Here is a 22,287-nt window from a genome sequence, read left to right as displayed (position 1 = left end):
TTTTATTGAGCCGGCTATGTTATTTCTTTTTCTTGGTTACCAGTTCCTGGGCATAGTCCTTCAGCTCATCCAGACTACCCTTGATATCGGTGCGCGTACCGGCGATCAGTTCTTCCAGTTCGATACCCCAGCGGTCGCCGAGAGCCGGCCAGTCCGCATCCTGCCAGAAATTGACGGCGGTGACCTTCGCCGTGTCGGAGAGGGCCTTTGAAAGATCCGCGCTGAACTTCTCATTGAATTCCGGACTGCTCAGGATGCTGGTGCGATTGAGGCCACCGAAATTGCTGGCATCGAGATTGCGCTTCTCGTTCTCCTTCGAGGTCGCCCAGGCGATGAAGAGACCGGCGCATTTGCGGGCATCCTCATCCTTGTTGCCCTTCACGCCGATGGCGAGGCCATGCGCATAGCCGCCGCCCGTGAGTGGAGAGGGTGGAGCGCCGAAACCGACCTTGTCGATCACCTTGGACACCTTGGGATCGAGGGCCAGAGCGCCGAGCGGGCTCGATTCGATCAGCAGGGCCACCTGACCGGACAGGAATGCGCCCGTCGATTCATCCCAGCTGCCGGTCTTGGTGCCGGGCGCGGAATATTTGAACAGATCGAGGTAGGTCTGCGTCGCCTTCACGGCGGCGTCGGAATCGAAGGTCGGTTTGTCGCCATCGAACCACTGGCCACCGAAACCCTTGAAATAGGGCATCCAGCGCCAGACATTGGCGCCCGAACCGCGCTGGCCGCGCAGGGCGATGCCATAGACGCCATGGTCGGGATCGTGCAGCTTCTGCACATCGCCGATCAGCTCATCCAGCGTCGTGGGCGGCTTCAGCCCGGCCTTGTCGAAGAGGTCCTTGCGATAGACCATGAGATCGCCGCCGCCGGTGATCGGCGCGAAATAGGGCTTGCCCTCGAATGTCGCGACCTTCTGGCGGCCGGGATCGAAATCGGTGTAGTCGAATTCCTTCGGATAGTAGTCCAGGATTGGATAGATCCATTTCGAGGAGGCGAAGAGCGCCACATTCGCCTCGTCGATGTAGTAGACGTTGTATTTTCCGATGGTGGAAGCATCCGCCCGGGACTTGGCGCGCCGATCATTTTCATTGAGGTAGTCGATCTGGAAGCTGGCCCCGCTCAGCTTCTCGAATTCGTCCTTGTTCTTCTCGTTGAGAGCGAGGCTGTCCTGGGGCTGGGCCAGCACGCGCACCGTGTTCTTGCAGATGGCATCCGCGTTGGCAGCAAGCGTGCCCGCGGCGAAAGCCATGACAGCACCCAAAGCGGTGCCGTAGACCTTGGATTTGTTCATCAGCGTTTCCTCTTTATATTCTGTTGCCGAGTAGACCTACTCCGGCATTGCTTCGCCGGCATTCGGCTTCTGTGGCCGATATGCGTGGCTGCATGTGAAATTCGGGATCTGGACACTTAGCGCATCGGCACTCTGACCCTTCCTTTACCCACGGACGCCGACCGGTTGCTCCGGCCGGAAACTTTAATGTGGGACACTACCATACTACAAACTCGGGCATTTCGGTGCGGGGTCATGAAAGGCGAACCGCCGCTGTCGGCCAGTCGATGTCAGTAGAAGGGGCGCCCCGGCTGCGGGGCGCTTGCGCGTTTTCGCGCCATTTTGGCAGAGTTTGATATGTCTTGCCCCAGCCCGTCAAGGGCCTTGGTGACAGGAGAACGACAGCGCTCCATACTTCACGCAATGCCTCTGCGCCGGCATGGCATGCAGCTCGGCGCTTTCCATTCGCCGGCGCAGTCCAGTTTACGTCAAGGGCAACCAATGGAGTGCGCTGCGCTCAGGCCTTGACGTCGGCCACCGTGCCGCCTGTCACGCGGACAAGCTCCTTCGGCGAAGTGCGGAAGGCGTGCGTCGGCGAGCCGGCTGCGGCCCAGACCGGATCCAGGGCCAGCAGATCCTCGTCGATCAGGATGAGCGCCGGTGCGAGATGCCCCACCGGCGCCACCCCTCCGACGGCGAAACCCGTCACGTGCTGAACCCAGGCCGGATCGGCTCGCTCGATCTTACGCCCCAGCACCACGCCCACCTTGGCGCGATCGATGCGATTGGCCCCCGACGCAACCACCAGCACCGGCGTCTCGCCTGCCCGGAAGATGATCGACTTGGCGATCTGCGCCTCGCTGCAACCAACGGAAGCCGCCGCCTCGGCCACGGTATGCGTGCCCTTGGCGAACTGCGCGATGGTGTCGGGATGGCCGGCAGCCAACAAGGCCTGCCGGACGCGATCGACGGAATGCGGCATGGAGGGAGCCCACGAACATGAAAGGGGCACGGTAGCCAAGAAGCGCCGCGACCCCAAGCCAAAATCCGCGCATATGCGCGGCATCTGCGCCGACAATCACGCCCCTCTGGACGGATGACGATTCCGGGTCTAGGCTGTCTGCCGTTCCGAGGGGTGTCCCGCGCAAGCGGGGCTGAGATGGTCCAGAACCGAACCCTTCGAACCTGATCCGGGTCATGCCGGCGAAGGGACGGGAACTGCGGGCCTCGAATTGGGCCCAAGGACCAGGTTGCGATACCCGGTCTCCCAGACAATCGTCGCCCCGGATCTCCACAACTCGCTTCGAGGAGGAGATCCATGAACGACCAAGCCCCCAAGGACAAGACGGCGGCGCCGCAGAGCGTCACCACAGGGCCGATCGAAGGGTCGCGCAAGGTCTACGCAGCGCCGTCCTCGCATCCCCTGATGCGCGTGCCATTCCGCGAAATCCGCCTCAGTGACGCTGCCTTGGAGCCGGTGCGCGTTTACGATGCCTCGGGCCCCTACACGGAAGATGACGCGGCGATCGATCTGAAGCAGGGTCTGCCAGCCATCCGCGATGCCTGGATCGCATCTCGCGGCTTTCCTGCCGTCGAGGGCCGTACCGTCAAGCCCGAGGACAACGGCAACGTCTCGGCGGAACGGCTGGTGCAGCCCTGTCCGGCCGAGCGCGTCCTGCGCCGCGGGGCCGACGGACAAATGGTCACCCAGTTCGAATTCGCCCGAGCGGGACTGATTACCGAGGAGATGGTCTATGCGGCCTTCCGCGAAAACCTGGCCCGGGAGCAGGCACTGGACGGGGCCTCCGCCCGCCGGGCCGACGGAGAGGATTTCGGCGCCGCCATCCCCGACTTCGTGACGCCGGAATTCGTGCGGGACGAGATCGCGCGCGGCAGGGCCATCCTGCCGGCCAACATCAATCATCCGGAAATAGAGCCGATGGTGATCGGCCGCAACTTCCTGGTGAAGGTCAACGCGAACATCGGCAACTCGGCCGTCACCTCCGGTGCGGCCGAGGAGGTGGAGAAGCTCGTCTGGGCCACACGCTGGGGCGCCGATACGGTGATGGACCTGTCCACCGGACGGAACATCCACAATATCCGTTCCTGGATCATCCGGAACTCGCCGGTGCCCATCGGCACGGTGCCGATCTACCAGGCGCTGGAGAAGGTCGACGGCGACCCGCTCAAGCTCGATTGGGAAGTGTTCAAGGACACGCTGATCGAGCAGGCCGAGCAGGGCGTCGACTACTTTACCATCCATGCCGGCGTGCGGCTCGCCCATGTGCCGCTGACGGCCCGGCGCGTCACCGGCATTGTCTCGCGCGGCGGCTCGATCATGGCGCGGTGGTGCCTCGCCGGCCATCGCGAAAGCTTTCTCTATGAACGCTTCGACGAGATCTGCGACATCATGCGCCGCTATGACGTTTCCTTCTCGCTGGGCGACGGCCTGAGGCCAGGCTCGATCGCTGATGCCAACGACGCGGCCCAGTTCGCCGAGCTCGAAACCCTGGGCGAACTGGGCAGGATTGCCTGGGACAAGGGCTGCCAGGTCATGATCGAAGGCCCCGGCCATGTACCGATGCACAAGATCAAGCAGAACATGGACAAGCAGCTCGCCGCCTGCGGCGAGGCTCCCTTCTATACGCTCGGACCGCTGACGACCGACATCGCCCCCGGCTACGATCACATCACCTCCGGCATCGGCGCCGCGATGATCGGCTGGTTCGGCACGGCGATGCTCTGCTACGTCACGCCCAAGGAGCATCTCGGCCTGCCCAACCGAGACGATGTGAAGACCGGCGTCATCACCTATCGCATCGCCGCGCATGCGGCGGATCTGGCCAAGGGCCATCCGGCCGCCCGCATCCGCGACGACGCTCTCTCGCAGGCTCGGTTCGACTTCCGCTGGGAGGACCAGTTCAACCTATCGCTCGATCCGGATACGGCGCGCGCCTTCCACGACGAGACATTGCCGAAGGATGTGCACAAGGTGGCGCATTTCTGCTCGATGTGCGGCCCGAAATTCTGCTCGATGAAGATCACCCAGGATCTGCGCGAGGAAGTTCGCGCCCTTGAAGCCGCAGCCCAGGAAGGGATGGCCGCGAAATCGCGCGAATTTCTCGAACAGGGCGGGGCCCTTTATGTCCCGGCCGGATAGGAGAACCCGCATTACCGTCGTCGGGGCCGGCGTCGCCGGCCTCGTCGCCGCCATCGAATGTGCCGAGCGAGGCGCCGAGGTCGAGATCCTGGAGCGCGCGCCGGTCCTGGGCGCACGAGCCTGTTCCTGGCTCGCGGGAGGTATGCTGGCGCCCTGGTGCGAGCGCGAAAGCGCCGAGCCCGCCGTCGAGGAGGGCGGCCAGTTCGCACTCGACTGGTGGCCGCGCCACTACGCCGGGACGGTGCAGCAGGGCACGCTGGTGGTGGCTCCGCCGCGCGACGAAGGCGATATCGCCCGCTTCGCGCGCCGCACGCGGGAACATGTGCAACTCGACGCGTCCGGCGTCGCCAGACTGGAACCCGGCCTGGCAGGACGTTTCCGGCAGGGGCTCTTCTTCCCGCGCGAGGCGCATCTCGATCCCCGGCTGGCGCTCGCGGCTCTCGCGGCTGCGCTCCCCCGCCTCGGCGCGACCTTCCGCTTCGGCGTCGAGGCCGATCCCATGGCAATCGAGGCGGACGGCGTGCTCGACTGCCGGGGCTTCGCGGCTCGCGGTTCGCTGCCGGGCCTGCGCGGCGTGCGGGGCGAAATGGCGATCGTCCGCGCCCCGGGGGTGACGCTGTCGCGGCCGGTGCGCTTCCTGCACCCCAGGTTTCCTCTCTACATCGTGCCGCGTGCCGACAGCCACTTCATGATCGGCGCGACCATGATCGAAAGCGAGCATGCGGGACCACCCACGGCCCGCTCGATCATGGAACTGCTCAATGCCGCCTTCACCCTGCATCCCGCCTTCGGCGAGGCGGAGATCGTCGAGCTCGATGCCGATCTGCGCCCCGCCTTTGCCGACAACCTGCCGCGCCTGACCCGTCAGGGCCGCGTGCTCGCTCTCAACGGCATGTACCGTCACGGCTTCCTGCTTTCGCCGGCTCTGGCGAGAGAAGCGGCGGACCAGATCCTGCAGCCCGAGGAGATTCTCATATGACGCTGACCATCAACGGCGAGAAGCGCGAGGAAGCGGCGGATACCCTCGCGCATCTCCTGGACGTGCTGGACCTCGGAGAGGCCGTGGTCGCGACCGCGGTCAACGGCCGATTCGTGCGCGCGACCGACCGCGGGAAGACGCCATTGCGCGACGGCGACGCCGTCGAGATCCTCGCTCCGATGCAAGGAGGGTGACGCCGGGTGCGCGGTCATGCTGTCCGCGCCTTGCCCACCTGCGAGCGTCACGCCCCCGGACACGGGCGGATTCCCTAACCCGGCCCGAGGCTGACGTCCCTTTCGAAAGGACCCGATTCATGAGCGATCCGCTCACCTTCTACGGCACTCCCCTCTCCTCGCGTCTCCTGCTGGGTACGGCTCAATATCCCTCGCCCGCCATCCTCACTGACGCCATACGCGCTTGCGGGACCGAACTCGTCACCGTATCGCTGCGGCGGGAGGCGGGAACGCAGCGCAGCGGCCAGAGCTTCTGGCAGTTGATCCGCGCCCTGGGGATGCGCGTGCTGCCCAACACCGCCGGCTGTCACACCGTGCAGGAAGCGGTCACCACGGCCCAGATGGCTCGGGAAGTGTTCGGCACCAGCTGGATCAAGCTCGAAGTCATCGGCGAGGCCGATACGCTGCAGCCGGATGTCTTCGGCCTGGTCGAGGCTGCCCGGATCCTCGTCGCGGATGGCTTCGAGGTGTTTCCCTATACGACCGAAGATCTCGTGGTCGCCGAGAGGCTGGTCGAGGCCGGCTGCCGTGTGCTGATGCCCTGGGGGGCGCCGATCGGCTCGGGCCGGGGGCTGAACAATGTCTACGGCCTCAGGGCCCTGCGCGCGCATTTCCCCGGCATCCCCCTGGTGGTCGACGCGGGGATCGGCACGCCCTCCCATGCCGCGCAAGCGATGGAGCACGGCTATGACGCCATCCTGCTGAATACCGCCGTGGCCAAGGCCGGCGATCCCGTCGGCATGGCGCGCGCCTTCGCCCTTGGAATCGAGGCCGGGCGCCTCGCCTTCCTCGCGGATCCGATGACGCCACGCGACATGGCCGTGCCCTCGACCCCTCTTCTCGGACAGGCGGTGTTCGCATGACCTTTCGGCTCGACCCTTTCTACCCCGTCGTCGATAGCGTCGACTGGGTATCCCTCCTGGTTGAGGAAGGCGCGAAACTGATCCAGCTCCGTATAAAGGACCGCACCGACGAGGAGGCCTTGCCGGACATTCAGGCCGCGCTGGCGCTGTGCAAGGCCGCCGGAGCCGATCTCGTCGTCAACGACTACTGGCGGGCTGCGATCAAGGCGGATGCGAGTTTCGTGCATCTCGGCCAGGGCGACCTCGATGACGCCGACGTGCCGGCCATCCGCGCCGCCGGCCTCCGGCTCGGGCTCAGTACGCATGATCATTCGGAGCTTACCCGGGCACTCTCCTTCGAACCGGACTATGTCGCCCTCGGTCCGATTTACCCCACCACGCTGAAAGCGATGCCCTTCGCGCCGCAGGGGCTGCCACGCATCGGCGAGTGGAAAGGTCTGGCAGGTACCCGCCCCCTCGTCGCCATTGGCGGCATTTCCCTGGAGCGCGCCCAGGATTGCCTGGATGCCGGAGCCGATGCGATTGCCATGGTGAGCGACGTCACCCGGCATCCCGCCCCCCGCTCCCGCGTCCGGGCCTGGCTGGCGGCAACGCGGGCAGCAGCCAGGTGACGCCGGCCGCCCTGACCATCGCAGGATCGGATTCCGGAGGCGGCGCGGGCATCCAGGCCGATCTGGCGGCATTTCGCGCCTTTGGCGTGCACGGCACCAGCGCCATCACGGCGGTCACCGCGCAGAACACGCTCGGCATATCGGCGATCCACGAAGTCCCCCCCGGCGTGCTTGGTGCCCAGATCGAGACAGTCCTCGCCGATTTCGAGGTGAGAGCCATCAAGATCGGCATGGTGCCGAGCCACGAGCATGCCGAAGTGATCGCCACGATTCTCGCCGGCTCCTCCCTGCCGATCGTGCTCGACCCGGTGATGACGGCCAGTACCGGCCGCGCGTTGGGCCGTGCCGGAACGATCGCGTCCCTCCGCGGCTGCCTCCTGCCGCTCGCGGCCTGCCTGACGCCAAATCTGCCGGAGGCAGCCGCGCTTCTGGGCTGCAAGGAGGCAAACGGCGAAGAGGCCATGCAGATACAGGCCGCCGCCCTTCTCGCCCTCGGGCCGCGGGCCGTATTGATCAAGGGCGGCCACGCCCCTCTCGAGGAGGCGGTGGATATCCTCGTGTCGGGGGCGGACGTCCGGCGTCTTGCTTCGACCTGGGTCGATAGCGTGAACTCCCATGGAACCGGTTGTGCGCTTTCCTCCGCGCTGACGGCATGCCTGGCTCTTGGCCAGCCCCTCGATTCGGCCGCCACCAATGCAAAGGCATGGCTCAGAAGGAATCTGGACGCTGGCAAAAACCTCCAGATCGGCCATGGAAAGGGCCCGGCGATCCCTCCTTCAGCGGTTTAGTAGTTAGCCATGCACTAAACGCAAGGCAGCCGCCATATTGCAGCAAAGCAATCCGAAGTCACATTCCGCCCCATAATGTGGCGCAAATGGGGCATGTTCTTTGCACGCCTGCCGTGGGACTCTATTGGCCGCTTCTGTGTTTCGGAGCCGTGTCAAATTTCCTCAAAGCATAAACTGCAGCGACGCGCATGTTCACAACTAGGGAAATTCATAATTTAATTCTGATCCATTTATATTCTATATATGTAATGATTTAGGAAAATCACAAGTTTTGGTTTCATATCGATTTTTTTATAAACTTATATAGGTATATTTTGATGACTTAAGCAGAGATTAACTACAAATCCGCGGAAGCGGCGTCTTAATTTCGCCTTGGAATCTGCGCGACGCCGTCACCAAGCGGGAAGCCACTGTGGCTGAAACGCTACAGACTCTGTCAACGCTTTCTGCTTATATCCAGTCACTGTGATTTCTCGGTTTGGAGTTTAGTTCCATGAAAATGCGTTTGGCCCTCGCGGCTCTCCTGCTCACCTCGACCTCGGCCTTCGCTGCTGACCTCGCTCCCCAGCCGGTCGAGCCTGCGGCTCCCGTCGTGGCTCCCGTCTACAACTGGACCGGCTTCTACGCGGGTCTCCATGCCGGCGCCTTCATCGGCCAGGGCAAGGTCGACGCCGCCAAGTTTGACGGCACGGGCTTCATCGGCGGCGTGCATGCCGGCTACAATGCCCAGTTCGACGGTGGCTTCGTCGTCGGTCTCGAGACGGACATCGACTACTCGAGCTTCAGCAAGTCCAAGACCGTCACGGACGGTGCCGTTGTTGCCCGCGCCAAGTTCAAGAATGAGTGGCAGGGTTCGACCCGCGCTCGTATCGGCTACGCCTTCGACAACATCCTGCCCTACATCACCGGCGGTGTTGCCTATGGCGACCAGAAGGTCAGCATCGCAGGCGTCGGCTCCAACTCCGACACCCGCGTCGGCTGGACGGCTGGTGCCGGTGTCGAATACGCGATCGACCAGAACTGGCTGGTCCGCGGCGAAGCTCGCTATGTCGACCTCGGCTCGAAGAACGTCAACCTGGCCGGCACCCGTCACAAGGTCAAGTTCGACGGCGCCGACCTGAACCTCGGCGTCAGCTACAAGTTCTGATCCGCGTATCTGGATCATTGCGTAGGAAGAGCCCGGCGAAAGCCGGGCTTTTTCTTTGTCCCATGCAAAAGCGCCTCACCCGACCCAAGGCCATTCGAGCAGGTCGCTGGCCTGGAGAGAGACATCGGCCCCAAATGGCCGCCCGTCACGGATTAACGGGCATTCCCGCCGGATTTCGGCTCCGCTAAACTGCGCCGGAGACGGCCTAGCCGCAGGCCTGTTCCGTGATAATATTTGCTTCATTTTACGATTCTATAAATATAAACTCATCATTAACCAATATTTAACGGCCACGTTTGGGCCAAAACTGCAATATTGTTTCTTCTTGAGATTCAAATTTAGCAAGTTTAACTAATGATTAACTATATAAAAATAGAGGCCGTTCTTTTGCTTCATCTAATCCTCGGTCTCAATTTTATCGGCAGTGTTGCCTAAACGCTACAGACTCCATGCGTCATTTGCGTCTATATGGAGGCACTCTGAATTCTGGTTCTGGATTATTCAAATGAAAATGCGTCTGGCCCTCGCGGCTCTCCTGCTCACCTCGACCTCGGCCTTCGCTGCTGACCTCGCTCCCCAGTCGGTCGAGCCTGCGGCTCCCGTCGTGGCTCCCGTCTACAACTGGACCGGCTTCTACGCGGGTCTCCATGCCGGCGCCTTCATCGGCCAGGGCAAGGTCGACGCCGCCAAGTTTGACGGCACGGGCTTCATCGGCGGCGTGCATGCCGGCTACAATGCCCAGTTCGACGGTGGCTTCGTCGTCGGTCTCGAGACGGACATCGACTACTCGAGCTTCAGCAAGTCCAAGACCGTCACGGACGGCGTTGTTGTTGCCCGCGCCAAGTTCAAGAATGAGTGGCAGGGTTCGACCCGCGCTCGTATCGGCTACGCCTTCGACAACATCCTGCCCTACATCACCGGCGGTGTTGCCTATGGCGACCAGAAGGTCAGCATCGCAGGCGTCGGCTCCAACTCCGACACCCGCGTCGGCTGGACGGCTGGTGCCGGTGTCGAATACGCGATCGACCAGAACTGGCTGGTCCGCGGCGAAGCTCGCTATGTCGACCTCGGCTCGAAGAACGTCAACCTGGCCGGCACCCGTCACAAGGTCAAGTTCGACGGCGCCGACCTGAACCTCGGCGTCAGCTACAAGTTCTGATCCGCGTATCTGGATCATAGTGTAGGAAGAGCCCGGCGAAAGCCGGGCTTTTTCTTTTTTTGGGCATGGGGCCAAGAGACTTTCAAACCCGTCGGCGACTCCTGATAGAGACCGATGCAAAGAGTGTTTTTCCTTTATTTCAGTCGTTTTATCCGAAAGTACGTAATGTCCACCGCCCTTCGCGACGTTCCGTCCCTGCTCCGCCATACCGGCTTCGTCTTGTTCTGGTCGGCTCGTGTCCTTTCGACGAGCTGCTTCCAGATCATTTCCGTCGTCATTGGCTGGCAGATCTATGCCCTCACCAACTCCACCTTCGACCTCGGCCTCGTGGGCCTGTGCCAGTTCCTGCCCATGCTGCTGCTGACGATACCAGCCGGTCATGTCGCCGACCGGTTCGACCGGCGGGTCATCGTGCGCACGTGCCAGGTCATCGAGGGGCTCACCGCCCTGTCGCTGGCGCTCGCCTCCTGGCAAGGCGCGATCAATCCGCACGTGATCTTCGCCGCTGCCGTGCTCATCGGCGCGTGCCGCACCTTCGAAGCGCCGACCACTGCCGCACTACTGCCCATGGTGGTAAGCCCGGCCGCCCTTCCCAAGGCACTCGCCCTCTCGGCTTCAGCCATCCAGACAGCCACGATCATCGACCCCGCTCTCGGAGGCCTGCTCTACATTGCCGGACCGGGGCACGCCTATCTCTTCGTCGGCGTCTTCTACCTGCTCGCAGCCGTTCTGGTCTCCCTGCTGAAGATCCTGGCGCCTCCGGCCGTGCGGGAGCCGCCGACGCTGCGATCCGTCTTTTCGGGCTTCAGCTTCATCCGCAGCCGCCCGATCATCCTGGGTGCCATCTCGCTCGACATGGTCGCCGTTCTGCTCGGCGGCGCCACTGCGCTGTTGCCGGTCTATGCCCGCGACATCCTTCACACCAATTCCCTCGGGCTCGGCGCGTTGCGGGCTTCTCCGGCCATCGGCGCGCTTCTGATGTCGCTCGTGCTGGCGCGCTGGCCGATGAAAAGCCGCGTCGGCCTGAAGATGTTCGGCGCCGTCGTGGTCTTCGGCCTTGGCACCGTGATCTTCGGGCTCTCAACCTGGTTTCCGCTATCCATGGCTGCCCTGATCGCGATGGGAGCCGCCGACGTGGTCAGCGTTGTGGTGCGATCCACTCTGGTGCAGCTCGGCACGCCTGATGCCATGCGAGGGCGCGTCAGCGCCGTCAACTCGATGTTCGTCGGCACCTCGAACCAGCTCGGCGAATTCGAATCCGGCATGACCGCGAGCCTTTTCGGCACCGTACCAGCCGTGGTGCTCGGCGGGCTGGGCACGATCCTGGTGGCGCTCGTGTGGTCGCAGCTGTTCAAGCCCCTGCGCGATGCGAACAGATTTCCGGAGCGGGGCGCCTAGCGGGGCGAGGCAGGCATCGGGGAGGGCTCGACAACCACGGCGTACCTGCCCATGGTGCGGCGATGCGTAGCTCCTCCTTCAAACGCGATTCGAAGCCGGCTTCCACCGAGGCCGTTCCGGATGACCTTTCGATCTCCGGCATCGTCGACCGCGTCACCTACCACAACAAGGAAAACGGCTTCGCCGTCCTGAAGGTCAAGGTCAAGGGCCGGCGGGACCTCGCCACGGTGCTCGCGCGCACCGCGGCGATCGCGCCGGGCGAGAAGCTCGAAGCAAGCGGGCGCTGGAACATCGATCCCGAACGAGGGCTGCAATTCAAGGCCGAGGCTCTCCAGACCACGCCGCCTGGTTCGGCATCCGGCATCGAGCGCTACCTGGCCTCGGGCTTCGTGCGCGGCATCGGACCGGAGACGGCCAAGAAGCTGGTCGCCACCTTCGGCAGGGATACGCTCAAGGTGCTCGACAGCGAGCCCGAGCGTCTCGGCCAGGTCCTCGGCCTGACGTTGCAGCGCATCAAGCTGATCCGCGAGGGCTGGAGCGCGCAGCAGGGCTTTCGCGACGTGCTGCTTTTCCTCACCGAGCACGGCCTCGGCGCCACGCGCGCCGCCACGGTGCAGAAGACGCTGGGCGCCAATGCGGTCGAACTGATCAAGGCCGATCCCTATCGCCTGTCGCGCGAGGTGAAGGGTTTCGACTTCCGCACCGCCGACCAGTTCGCCCTCAGCCTCGGCCATGATCGCGAGGATATCTCACGCCTGACGGCGGGACTACTCTGGGCGCTCGGAGAGGCCGCGACGAACGGCCATTGCGGCCTTCCCCGCGACGTGCTGTTCGAGCGCGCGGCGCGCGTCCTGGAGGTCGAGGAATATCTGCTCAACGCCGCCGCCTCGAACCTCCTCGAAAGCAAGCTGATCATCGGCGACACCATCGACGGCGCTCCCTCCTATTTCTTGCCGACACTCTGGAAGGCGGAGGAAGCAGTCGCGACGCGGCTGAGGCAGATGGCCGACGGAACTCCTCCCTGGCGGCAGGAGGGGCTCAGCCAGGCGGTGATCGACACGGAAGCGAGAACCAGGAAGCGCCTTGCCCCGGCACAGGCCCTCGCGGTGGAAACCGCGCTTGCCTCCAAGCTCCTCGTCATCACCGGCGGCCCCGGCGTGGGCAAGACGACTATCATCGATACCATCATCAAGGCCCTCGACCGCCGCGAGGTGACGATCGCGCTGTGCGCGCCCACTGGCCGGGCCGCCAAGCGCATGTCGGAAAGTACCGGCCAGGATGCCCGCACCATCCATCGCCTGCTGGAAATCGATCCGGCCTCCGGCACCTTCCGGCGCCAGAAGGCCTATCCGCTGGATGCCGACCTCGTCATCGCCGACGAGGCAAGCATGATCGACATCGAGCTCATGAAGGCCTTGCTGGACGCCCTCTCGCCGCGCGCCGCCCTTGTCCTGGTGGGAGATGCCGACCAGCTTCCGTCCGTCGGCCCCGGCCAGGTGCTGGCCGACGTCATCGCCTCCGACGTCATCCCTGTCGTGCGGCTGACGGAAGTGTTCCGCCAAGCCGAATCAAGCCGCATCATCTCCGCGGCCCATGCCATCAACCATGGAGAGGTCCCGGAAGGAGCCAAGAGCCCTGAGGATGGGGATTTCTTCGTCGTCGACATGGCTTCCGCCGAGGATGGCGCCAACAAGGTGCTCGACATCGTCACCAACCGCCTGCCGCGCCGCTTCGGCCTCGATCCGGTGCGCGACATCCATGTGCTGACGCCGATGAACAAGGGGCCGCTCGGCTCCCTGGTGCTGACGCAGGCCCTGCGCGAGGTGCTCAATCCCGGACGTGAGGGAGCGATCACCCGAGAGTCGGGCACTTTCGCGCCGCGCGACAAGGTCATGCAGATCGACAACGACTACGACCGGGAAATCTTCAACGGCGACATCGGTTTCATCACCCGCACCGATCCCAAGGCGGGCCAGCTCACCGTGAGCTTCGAGGGCCGGGACGTCCATTACACCACCGCCCAGCTCGAAAGCCTTGTGCCGGCCTACGCGACGACCATCCACAAGGCGCAGGGCTCGGAATACCCGGCCGTGGTGGTGGTGATCTCCAACGCCCACTACCCCATGCTGGCACGCAACCTTCTCTATACCGCCATCACTCGCGGCAAGCGCCTCGTGGTCGTGGTGGCCGAGCGCCGGGCGCTTCGCATGGCGGCCGAGGACGCAATGGGGCGCCGGCGCTGGACGAGGCTGCGCGAGAAACTGGCGGCACAAGTCCGCGACGCGGGCTGAAAATCTCCGCCGGATGTCCCAGACGAGCCGGGTATGGCGGTATCCAAATCTTCGCTATTGCGGCAGCGGTCCGAGAATTTCGAGCTGATGGCGAGCCGCCGCAGCCATCAATTTCCCCATGTCGGGGGGCGAGGGCGGCGTATCACGTGCAACGCTGGTCTCGGCAATGAAATCGGCGAAGTCACCGCCCGTGGTGAACAGGAGGATGCGGGCCGGCGTGGTTCCGTCGATGCGAAAGCCATGAGCGATGCCGCGCGGGCCGAAGGCGTAGCCACCCTGGCCAAGCGAGATCCTGTTGCCGCCGACGATGACCGTCATGGCCCCTTCGATCACGTAGAAGGACTCGTCCTCGGAATGGTGGACATGCCAGGGCGACTCGAAGCCAGCCGGCATGATCTGCTCGATCAGGCTGAGCCTGCCGCCAGTGTTCTGGCGACTGGCCTTGATCCAGGTCGGCAGGCCCAGGAAAAGGACCTCTTCGCCGCCACAGTGGCTGTTCGCTTCAACGGTGCCATGCATGAAACTATCCCCCGCTCGGGTTGCAAGAGCGCTCTTGGATAAATGTTGGGCATATCGGCCGGAAAGGGCGTCGAGACCAGACAGGCTACGCAGACATCCGCAACCAGCCATCGTAAGCATATTTGACGGAATCTATATTCCATGAAATATAGATTCCGTCAATTTGGATTCTGAATGACACGACGCAATTATCAGATGAGGCAGCGGGCGACAGCGCAGGACGAGACGCGCGAGCGCATCGTCCGGGCGACCATGCTGCTGCACGACAAGCAAGGCGTGGCATCAACGTCGTTCGCCGACATCGCCAAATCGGCCGGAGTGGGCGCTGCGACCGTTCACAGGCATTTTCCGAACCTGGGTGCACTGGTCTCCGCCTGCGGCGCCCATGTCTGGGAAGAGATGAGGCCACCCGTGCCCGGACAGGCCCAGGCTCTGTTCCAGGGGTTGGCGACCCGCGAGGAACGGCTGGAGCGTCTGGTCGAGGAACTGGATCTCTTCTATCGGCGCGGTGCGCTTCGCCTGGAGCGCGCGAGCACGGACCGATCTCACATCGCCGAGCTCGACGGTTTCCTGAAGGCGGTGGAGGCCGGCGTCGCCGATCTCGTTCGCGAGGCGCTGGCGCGGGAGAGTCCGTCCGGACCGATTCTCCACCTTGTCCACGCGCTGGTGGATTTCCCCGTCTGGCTCTCTCTGCAGCGGGTGGAAATTTCAGACACGCGGCGCAGGGCCGTGATGGTTCGCTTGATCGGTAGCGCGATCGAGGCTGCCGGGCACCCGGATTTGGCGTGAGACCGGTTTCTGCAGGTGCCCTTCCTGCAGGACGACCCGACATCCCTTCTTCTGCCGCTGGGACGGCCTTGTTTCCTGAAGAACGCTTGCCGTCACACAACAGCGCTATAGAAAGGAGGTGGGCGAGGCGGTTCCACGCGAGGGGGTGAAAATGCTGTCGATTCGGACGATCGGGGCCTGTGTGCTGGCAGGCTCCGCCTTGTTATCCCTCCCCGCTTTTGCCCAGACCCAACCGGCTGCTCCCGATGCCGACACCGCCAAGCCTGCCGCGGATCCCGCCTTCGATGCTGCCAAGGCCGCGGCGGTGGCGATGGGAGCCGATGCCTTCGCCTCGATCCAGCAGGACCTGATCTGGACAGGCGACCTCAACACCCTGCCTTCAGGCGAGATGGGCAAGCGCAGTTATGACGCCATCCGCGCCTTCCAGAAGCGCATCAACGTCAAGGATACCGGTATCTTCACGCCGCAGCAGCGCGAGGTGCTGGCCCAGCACGCAGCGAAATTCACCTCGGCCTTCGGCTTTGATACCCTCACCGAGCGCGGCATCACCATCGGCTATCCGGCCAAGGTGACGACCGACCGAAGCGAGGGCCGCAACGGCCCGCATTTTGCGACGCCGAAGGCCGCCAAGAACCAGGCCACGGTCGATATTCTCAGCCTGCCAACGGCAAAGGAGAGTTTCGAGGCCCTGTTCGCCCGGCTGAAGACCGAGAATCCCAAGCGCAAGGTGACCTATTCCCTGCTGCGGCCTGATTTCTTCGTGGTGAGCGGGATCAATGAGGGCATGACCTTCTATATCCGGTTCATCAGGACGGATACGGATTCGAAGGGCTTCGTCGTCGGCTGGGATCCTGCCCTCTCGCCCCGTTTCGACCGCGTCGCCATCGCCATGGCGTCCTCGCTGAAATTGGCCGGTGCCAGCGATCAGGCCGGCGCCCAACAGGGGCAGCCCAAGCCGCAACCCCAGCCTGCTGCGCCCTCGGAATCGCCCAGGCCCGCCGGCCCGCCCGTACCGCTGGCGCCCGGCGCTGCCGCGACGACGAAGACCGGCATCGGCATCATCGTCTCCAGCCAGGGCGACATCCTCACTTATGCCAGCGTGATCGCCGGCTGCGAGACGGTCACCCTGCAGGGCGGTGGCAAGGCCAAGGTGATCGGCGGCGACCTCAACAACGACATCGCTCTGGTGCGAGGCCCTGTGCCGGCGGGCGCCCAGCCGCTGGCCTGGCGACTGCCGGCGCTTGCGGAGAACGAAGCCGTCTCGCTTTTGTCGGGCGCCGCGCCCGTCGCGACGACGGTCAGCGCACTCGCGGGAACCAATGGCGACACGCGCCGCGTGACTCTTGCGGCCGGCGCCGCGGGCGCACTCATCGACGGGGATGGAGCTCTTGCGGGCCTGTCCGCTGCCGATGGCGGCCCCAGCGCCCTGAAGGGCCTCTTCGTCAGCGCCTTCCTGCGGGCCAACGGCGCGGCGCCTCCCAGCCAGGGCGGGGATCCGACGAAAGCGTCGGTGACGCTGACCTGCACACCCGGCAAACCATGAAGCTGCGTGCAACGGGCAGGATGTCCGTGCACGCAGGGCCTATGCCCGCTTCCTCGCCAGGCGTGCCTTGATGCTGTCGACGTCGGCGCGGGGAGTCGCCGCGAACAGCTTCTTCGTATAGTCGTGATGCGGATCGCTGAAGACCTTGTCGCGCGAGCCATATTCGACGGCCTCGCCGAAATACATCACCATTACATCGTCCGCGATATAGCGGACGACCGAAAGATCGTGGCTGATGAAGACGTAGGTCAGGTTCAACTCGTCCTGCAGATCGGCCAGGAGATTGAGAACCTGTGCCTGGACCGACAGGTCGAGGGCCGAAACCGGCTCGTCCAGCACCAGCAGGCTGGGATTGAGCATCAGGGCACGGGCGATCGCGATACGCTGGCGCTGCCCGCCTGAAAACATGTGCGGATAGCGGTTGAAATGCCTTTCCTCGAGGCCGACCTTGACGAGCATGCTCATCGCGCGCTCACGCCGCTCGGCCGCCGGCATATTGGTATTGACCAGAAGGGGCTCCATCAGCACATCGCCGATCTTCTGGCGTGGGTTGAGCGAACCATAGGGGTTCTGGAACACCATCTGGACCTTGCGCCGCATGGCGCTGGAGACGCCGTCGCGCTTGATGTCGATCGAGGCATTGTCGATGAAGAGCTCGCCGGCAGTTTGCCGGTCGATCAGGGTCAGGATGCGGGCAAGCGTGGACTTGCCGCAGCCGCTTTCACCGACGATGGCAAGCGTCTTGCCCTTCTCCACCGAGAAGCTCACGCCCTTGACGGCGTGTACTGTCTGCCCCTTGCGCAGCAAGGTAGCGGGCACGTGATAGTCGCGCACGATATTCTCGGCACGGACGACGATATCGGCCATCACACGGCCTCCGTGAAGGTGCCGTCGCGCCCAAGATAGCTTGCAATTGTCGGCAGGCGATCTCCGGTGGCGTTATCGGGCAGGGCCGCGAGCAATGCCTTGGTGTAGTTGCTCCTGGGGGACTCGAAGAGGCTCAGCACGTCGGCCTCCTCCATCTTCCGGCCCTTGTATTGCACGATGACCCTGTCGGCCGTCTCCGCCACCACGCCCATATTGTGCGTGATCATGATCAGCGCCATGCCGTGCTCTTCCTGCAGGCGCATGAGCAGGTCGAGGATCTGCTTCTGGATGGTGACGTCGAGCGCCGTGGTAGGCTCATCCGCGATCAGGAGCTTCGGATTGCAGGCGACGCCGATGGCGATCATCACGCGCTGGCACTGGCCACCTGACATCTGGTGGGGAAACGCCGAGAGGCGCCGCTCCGGCTCGGGGATGCCGACCAGGCGCAGCAGTTCCACGGCCCGCTCGCGGCGCCGGCGCTTGTTCATGCCCATATGGACGCGCAGTACTTCCTCGATCTGGAAGCCGATCGTGAAGCACGGATTGAGGCTGGCGATCGGCTCCTGGAAGATCATGGCGATGTCCTTGCCGACGATCTCGCGCCGTTCGGCCGGACTGAGTTTCAAGAGGTCGCGCCCCTCGAACGTCATCCTGTCGGCAGTGACCGTCGCGGTGAAGGGCAGGAGCCCCATCACCGCCATCATCGAGACGGACTTGCCGGAACCGGACTCGCCGACAATGGCGAGAACCTCGCGACTGTCCACGTTGAGCGAGATGCCGTCGACGGCACGGAACGGCCCCGAAGCGGTCGGAAATTCGACCACGAGATTGCTGATCTCGAGCAAAGCCATGTCAGGACCTCTTCAGCTTGGGGTCGAGGGCGTCGCGCAATCCGTCGCCGAACAGGTTGATCGCCACCACGGTGACGAGGATGCAGACGCCGGGCGCGATGGCGAGCCATGGCGCGCTCTGGATCTCCTGGCGCACGTCGGACAGCATGGCGCCCCATTCCGGGATCGGCGGCTGCGCGCCCATGCCGAGGAAGCCGAGAGCTGCGGCCTGGAGAATGGCGTCGGACACGCCGAGCGTGGCCTGCACGATCAGCGGTGCGGTGCAATTGGGCAGGATGGTGCGGAACAGCAGCCGCAGCGGCTTCACGCCGACGACCTTGGCGGCCGTGACATAGTCCTTCGACAGTTCGGCCAGCGCGGCCGCCCTGACGATACGCACGTAGCGCGGCAGGAAGACGATGGTGATGGCGGCCACGGTGGGTCCCAGGCCCGGCTCGAGGATGGCGACGATTACCATCGACAGCACCAAGTCCGGGATGGACATGATCATGTCCATGAGGCGCATCAGGCCGAAATCGAACCAGCCACCGATATAGGCCGCCAGCAGGCCGAGGATCGAGCCGATCACCATGGAGACCAGCATCACGGTGAGGCCGATGCCGAGCGAATAGCGGGCGCCGTAGATGAGGCGGGAGAGAACGTCGCGCCCGCCGGTCTTGTCGGTACCGAGGACGAAGTCCCAGCTGCCGCCCTCGACCCAGGCGGGCGGCTGGCCGACGTGGCCGGGGTGGCCCGCGTCAGGCCAGCCGGGCGCGTTGTAGGGTGCGTAGGGGGCCAGGACGGGGGCGAAGATCGCGACGAGCACGATCAGGACGAGCACCACGAGCCCGGCAACCGCACCCTTGTTCTGCTTGAGAGAATGCCAGATCTCGGCGACGGCGGAGGAAGGCTGACCCGCAGCGACTGCCGCCGAGGCTTGCGTGTCAGCGGCCATGGCGAATCCTTGGATTGATGACGCCGTAGAGCAGGTCGACGCCGAGATTGATGAAGGTGACCAGGATGGCGATGATCAGGATCCCGCCCTGCAGCGCGGGATAATCGCGGCGGGAGAAGGAATCGATCAGCCATTTGCCGACGCCCGGCCATGAGAAAACCGTTTCGGTCTGGACGGCGCCCGCGAAGAGCGAGCCGACCATCAGGCCGATGATCGTGATGATGGGAATCATGGCGTTGCGCAGGGCATGCAGGCCGATCACCCGAAGGGGCGAAAGGCCCTTCGCCCTGGCGGTGCGGACATAATCCTCATTCAGCACTTCCAGCATGGCCGAGCGCGTGACGCGCATGATCACGGCGAGCGGAATGGTGCCGAGCACGATGGCCGGCAGGATGAGATGCGAGACGGCCGACCAGAACGCTCCCTCCTGATCGGACCAGACGCTGTCCCACAGCATGAAGTTGGTGCTGCTGTCGGGATCGAAGAAATAGTTGATGTTGTCGATGCGTCCCCCGACGGGCGTGAGGTCGAGCTTGAGCGAGACCAGCAGGATGAGGAGGATGCCCCACCAGAAGATGGGCATGGAGTTGCCGAACACGGCCAGCGCGGTGGCGACGTAATCCGCGACCTTCCCGCGCTGCAGGGCTGCGAGGATTCCGAAGGGGATGCCGATGCCGACGGCAAAGATCATCGCCGCGAACGACAATTCGATCGTAGCCGGAAAGAGGGTGAAGAACTCGCTCAGCACAGGCCTTTGCGTGACGATGGACGTGCCGAAATCACCATGCAGGAGCTGCCAGAGATAGCGGCCGAACTGAGCATAGACGGGCTGGTCGAGGCCGAGCTGGTGCCGGAACTCGGCGAGGCGCTCGGGCGAGATGCCTCGTTCACCGACACGAACCTCCACCGGGTCGCCCGGCACCAGCCGGATGGCGAAGAAGGCCAGGGCGATCAGGGCGATGAAGGTCGGAATGGTCTGGGCGACACGCTTGAGCAGGAAGGTCAGCATGGGCGCTCGCGGATCTACAAGAAAACAGGATACAAAAAGGCTGCCGAACCGATTAAAGCCCGGCAGCCCTGAGCGGTGATTACTTCAGGTCGGTATCGAAGAACTCGAAGCGGCCGAGCGGCGAGGGCTTGAACCCTTCGACGTTCTTGCGAACCGGCGTATAGACCACGGTGTGGGCGATGTTCAGATAGGGAACGTCGTCGAAGGTGATCTGCTGCATCTCCTGATAGAGCTTGGCACGCTCCGCCTTGTCGGCGCTGGCGCGAGCCTTCTCGAGGTGCTCGTTGTAGTCCTTGTTGCACCAGCGCGGATAGTTCTGGCTGACGGGCTTGCCGGAGCTGTCGCAGGCGAACAGGAAGAAGAAGTTGTCCGGATCGCCGTTGTCGCCGGTCCAGCCCATCTGCGGGAGGGAGGCCTCGCCGTTCTGGAGGCGCTTGCGGTAGTCGCCCCACTCATAGGTCACGAGCTTGGCGTTGACGCCGACCTTGGCGAGATCGGCCTGCATGAGCTCGCCCATGCGCTTGCCGTTCGGATTGTACGGGCGATAGACCGGCATGTACCACAGATCGATGTCGATCGGCGTCTTGACGCCGGCGTCGGCCAGCAGCTTCTTGGCCTTCTCCGGATCGTAGCCATATTCCGGGATCTTGTCGTTGTAGCCCAGCATGAAGGAGGGGATCAGCGTGGTGGCCGACTTGCCGCTGCCTTCATAGACATCCGCGATCAGCGCGTCCTTGTTGATCGCCATCGCCAGGGCCTGGCGTACTTCCTTCTTGTCGAGCGGAGGCTTCGTCGTGTTGAAGGAGAAGTACATATCGTTCAGGCCCTCGTTGGTGAGGACCTTGAGATCGCCGTTGGCCTGCATCGACTTGAGATCGGACGGATTGGGGCCGATCATCACCTGGCATTCGTTCTTCTGCAGCTTGGCATAGCGGGCCGCCGCGTCGGGCGTGATGGCGAAGACGAGATTGTCGAGCTTGACCTTGCCGCGCCAGAAGTTCGGGAAGGCCTTGTAGCGGATTACCGCATCCTTCTGGTAGGCCACGAATTGGAAAGCACCGGTGCCGACCGGTTCCTGGTCGAACTTCTCCGGCGTGCCCGCCTTCAGCAGGTAATCGGCATATTCGGCCGACTGGATGGTGCTGAAGTCCATGGCCAGATTGGCGAGGAACGGCGCATTCGGCTTGGTGAGCGTGAACTTCACCGTGTAGTCGTCGACCTTGTCGATCGACTTCAGCAGATCCGGCATGCCCATGTCGTTGAAGTAGTCGTAGGAGCCGCCCGAGACCTTGCTATAGGGATGGTCCTTCTTCCACTGGCGATTGAAGGAGAAGAGCACGTCGTCGGCGTTGAAGTCGCGGGATGGCTTGAAGCCCTTGTAGGACTGCCACTTCACGCCCTTGCGCAGGTGGAAGGTGACCTCGGTGCCGTCCGCCGACACGTCCCATTTCTCGGCAAGGGCCGGCTCCAGATTGGTCGTTCCGGGCGTGAATTCCACGAGCTGGTCGTAGACTTGGCGCGCGGCGTCCAGCGAGGTGCCGGTCGTGTTCAATGCGGGGGTAAAATTCTCGGGGCTCCCTTCCGAGCAATAGACCAGCGTCTTGGGAGCACCCAAGGCGGTGGTGCTCAAGAGCGCGGCAAAGCCGGCTGCGAGAAGGCCTGTCTTCAGCAGTTTTGACATATGATCCCCACTTCATGGTGCGGCGGGCTGCCTGCTTCGGGGCGGCAGCCGGCGCCGAACGGGCTGAACGCCCTGTTCGACGCGCATGGAAGCCTTTTTACGAGCAATCGGCAACGGGAATCTGACGAATCCGCAGCCTTTGTAATTTTTGTATCAAAAATCGAAGACAAAGAACCCCGCGGCGCCGCC

General features: G+C 63.8%; 20 protein-coding genes and 1 riboswitch. Of the genes, 12 read left to right on the top strand and 8 right to left on the bottom strand.

Annotated elements, in window-relative coordinates; all coding sequences use genetic code 11:
• Positions 1–19 precede the first annotated feature (19 nt).
• Both AC6H34_RS12725 and AC6H34_RS12720 read right to left on the bottom strand, forming a co-directional pair.
• On the bottom strand, positions 20–1,297 hold the full coding sequence (locus AC6H34_RS12725) for an ABC transporter substrate-binding protein (protein WP_497539045.1): 1,278 nt from the start codon (positions 1,295–1,297) through the stop codon (positions 20–22).
• Between the two features lie 496 nt (positions 1,298–1,793).
• On the bottom strand, positions 1,794–2,258 hold the full coding sequence (locus tag AC6H34_RS12720; RefSeq protein ID WP_497539044.1) for a YbaK/EbsC family protein: 465 nt from the start codon (positions 2,256–2,258) through the stop codon (positions 1,794–1,796).
• 139 nt (positions 2,259–2,397) lie between these two features.
• Positions 2,398–2,505: riboswitch (TPP riboswitch) on the top strand.
• An 89-nt stretch (positions 2,506–2,594) separates the two neighbouring features.
• On the opposite strand from AC6H34_RS12720, the gene thiC reads away from it, so the two are divergent.
• The 10 genes from thiC to recD2 all read left to right on the top strand — a co-directional run bounded on the left by thiC (position 2,595) and on the right by recD2 (position 13,905).
• Entirely contained in the window at positions 2,595–4,436 is a 1,842-nt protein-coding gene (gene thiC / locus AC6H34_RS12715) for a phosphomethylpyrimidine synthase ThiC (protein WP_497539043.1), read from the top strand.
• A complete protein-coding gene (locus tag AC6H34_RS12710; protein WP_497539042.1) occupies positions 4,420–5,415 on the top strand; it encodes an FAD-dependent oxidoreductase in 996 nt (331 codons plus the stop codon). The genes thiC and AC6H34_RS12710 overlap by 17 nt, the downstream gene beginning before the upstream one ends.
• Positions 5,412–5,609, top strand: coding sequence for a sulfur carrier protein ThiS (gene thiS / locus AC6H34_RS12705; protein ID WP_448149624.1), 198 nt, complete (start codon positions 5,412–5,414; stop codon positions 5,607–5,609). Before AC6H34_RS12710 ends, thiS begins: the two co-directional genes overlap by 4 nt.
• Positions 5,610–5,728: 119 nt before the next feature.
• Positions 5,729–6,511 carry a thiazole synthase gene (locus tag AC6H34_RS12700; RefSeq protein WP_448149625.1) on the top strand — a complete coding sequence of 261 codons (783 nt, stop codon included), beginning with the start codon at positions 5,729–5,731 and terminating at the stop codon, positions 6,509–6,511.
• Positions 6,508–7,122, top strand: coding sequence for a thiamine phosphate synthase (locus AC6H34_RS12695; RefSeq protein ID WP_497539041.1), 615 nt, complete (start codon positions 6,508–6,510; stop codon positions 7,120–7,122). Before AC6H34_RS12700 ends, AC6H34_RS12695 begins: the two co-directional genes overlap by 4 nt.
• Complete coding sequence (thiD, locus tag AC6H34_RS12690) at positions 7,119–7,910, top strand: bifunctional hydroxymethylpyrimidine kinase/phosphomethylpyrimidine kinase (protein ID WP_448149627.1); 792 nt, start codon at positions 7,119–7,121, stop codon at positions 7,908–7,910. Before AC6H34_RS12695 ends, thiD begins: the two co-directional genes overlap by 4 nt.
• A gap of 493 nt (positions 7,911–8,403) precedes the next feature.
• Positions 8,404–9,057, top strand: a complete 654-nt coding sequence (locus AC6H34_RS12685) for an outer membrane protein (RefSeq protein WP_497539040.1) — start codon at positions 8,404–8,406, stop codon at positions 9,055–9,057.
• Positions 9,058–9,562: 505 nt separating this feature from the next.
• Complete coding sequence (locus AC6H34_RS12680; RefSeq protein ID WP_448149629.1) at positions 9,563–10,216, top strand: outer membrane protein; 654 nt, start codon at positions 9,563–9,565, stop codon at positions 10,214–10,216.
• Positions 10,217–10,381: 165 nt separating this feature from the next.
• Positions 10,382–11,614, top strand: coding sequence for an MFS transporter (locus AC6H34_RS12675; RefSeq protein ID WP_497539039.1), 1,233 nt, complete (start codon positions 10,382–10,384; stop codon positions 11,612–11,614).
• Between the two features lie 62 nt (positions 11,615–11,676).
• Entirely contained in the window at positions 11,677–13,905 is a 2,229-nt protein-coding gene (gene recD2 / locus AC6H34_RS12670; protein ID WP_497539038.1) for an SF1B family DNA helicase RecD2, read from the top strand.
• 54 nt (positions 13,906–13,959) lie between these two features.
• Here the strand turns inward: recD2 and AC6H34_RS12665 are convergent, their stop codons facing one another.
• Positions 13,960–14,424 (bottom strand): cupin domain-containing protein, encoded by a 465-nt coding sequence (locus AC6H34_RS12665; protein ID WP_448149632.1) that lies wholly within the window; start codon positions 14,422–14,424, stop codon positions 13,960–13,962.
• A gap of 174 nt (positions 14,425–14,598) precedes the next feature.
• Between AC6H34_RS12665 and AC6H34_RS12660 the strand changes: the two genes are divergently transcribed.
• A complete protein-coding gene (locus tag AC6H34_RS12660; RefSeq protein ID WP_497539037.1) occupies positions 14,599–15,213 on the top strand; it encodes a TetR/AcrR family transcriptional regulator in 615 nt (204 codons plus the stop codon).
• A 151-nt stretch (positions 15,214–15,364) separates the two neighbouring features.
• Complete coding sequence (locus AC6H34_RS12655; protein WP_497539036.1) at positions 15,365–16,756, top strand: peptidoglycan-binding domain-containing protein; 1,392 nt, start codon at positions 15,365–15,367, stop codon at positions 16,754–16,756.
• Between the two features lie 39 nt (positions 16,757–16,795).
• Here AC6H34_RS12655 and AC6H34_RS12650 read toward each other — a convergent pair whose 3' ends face one another.
• From AC6H34_RS12650 to AC6H34_RS12630, 5 genes are all read right to left on the bottom strand, one after another.
• On the bottom strand, positions 16,796–17,623 hold the full coding sequence (locus AC6H34_RS12650) for a dipeptide ABC transporter ATP-binding protein (protein WP_448149635.1): 828 nt from the start codon (positions 17,621–17,623) through the stop codon (positions 16,796–16,798).
• Positions 17,623–18,474, bottom strand: coding sequence for an ABC transporter ATP-binding protein (locus AC6H34_RS12645; protein WP_497539035.1), 852 nt, complete (start codon positions 18,472–18,474; stop codon positions 17,623–17,625). Before AC6H34_RS12645 ends, AC6H34_RS12650 begins: the two co-directional genes overlap by 1 nt.
• Position 18,475: 1 nt before the next feature.
• Positions 18,476–19,408 (bottom strand): ABC transporter permease, encoded by a 933-nt coding sequence (locus tag AC6H34_RS12640; protein ID WP_497539034.1) that lies wholly within the window; start codon positions 19,406–19,408, stop codon positions 18,476–18,478.
• Positions 19,398–20,417 (bottom strand): ABC transporter permease subunit, encoded by a 1,020-nt coding sequence (locus AC6H34_RS12635; RefSeq protein WP_497539033.1) that lies wholly within the window; start codon positions 20,415–20,417, stop codon positions 19,398–19,400. The genes AC6H34_RS12640 and AC6H34_RS12635 overlap by 11 nt, the downstream gene beginning before the upstream one ends.
• Positions 20,418–20,496: 79 nt before the next feature.
• Positions 20,497–22,098: an ABC transporter substrate-binding protein gene (locus AC6H34_RS12630; RefSeq protein WP_448149638.1), complete on the bottom strand. Its 1,602-nt coding sequence runs from the start codon at positions 22,096–22,098 to the stop codon at positions 20,497–20,499.
• Between the last annotated feature and the right edge of the window lie 189 nt (positions 22,099–22,287).

It is taken from the genome of Labrys sp. ALF-8 (assembly GCF_059699065.1).
This window is presented reverse-complemented; position numbering and strand designations above follow the sequence as displayed.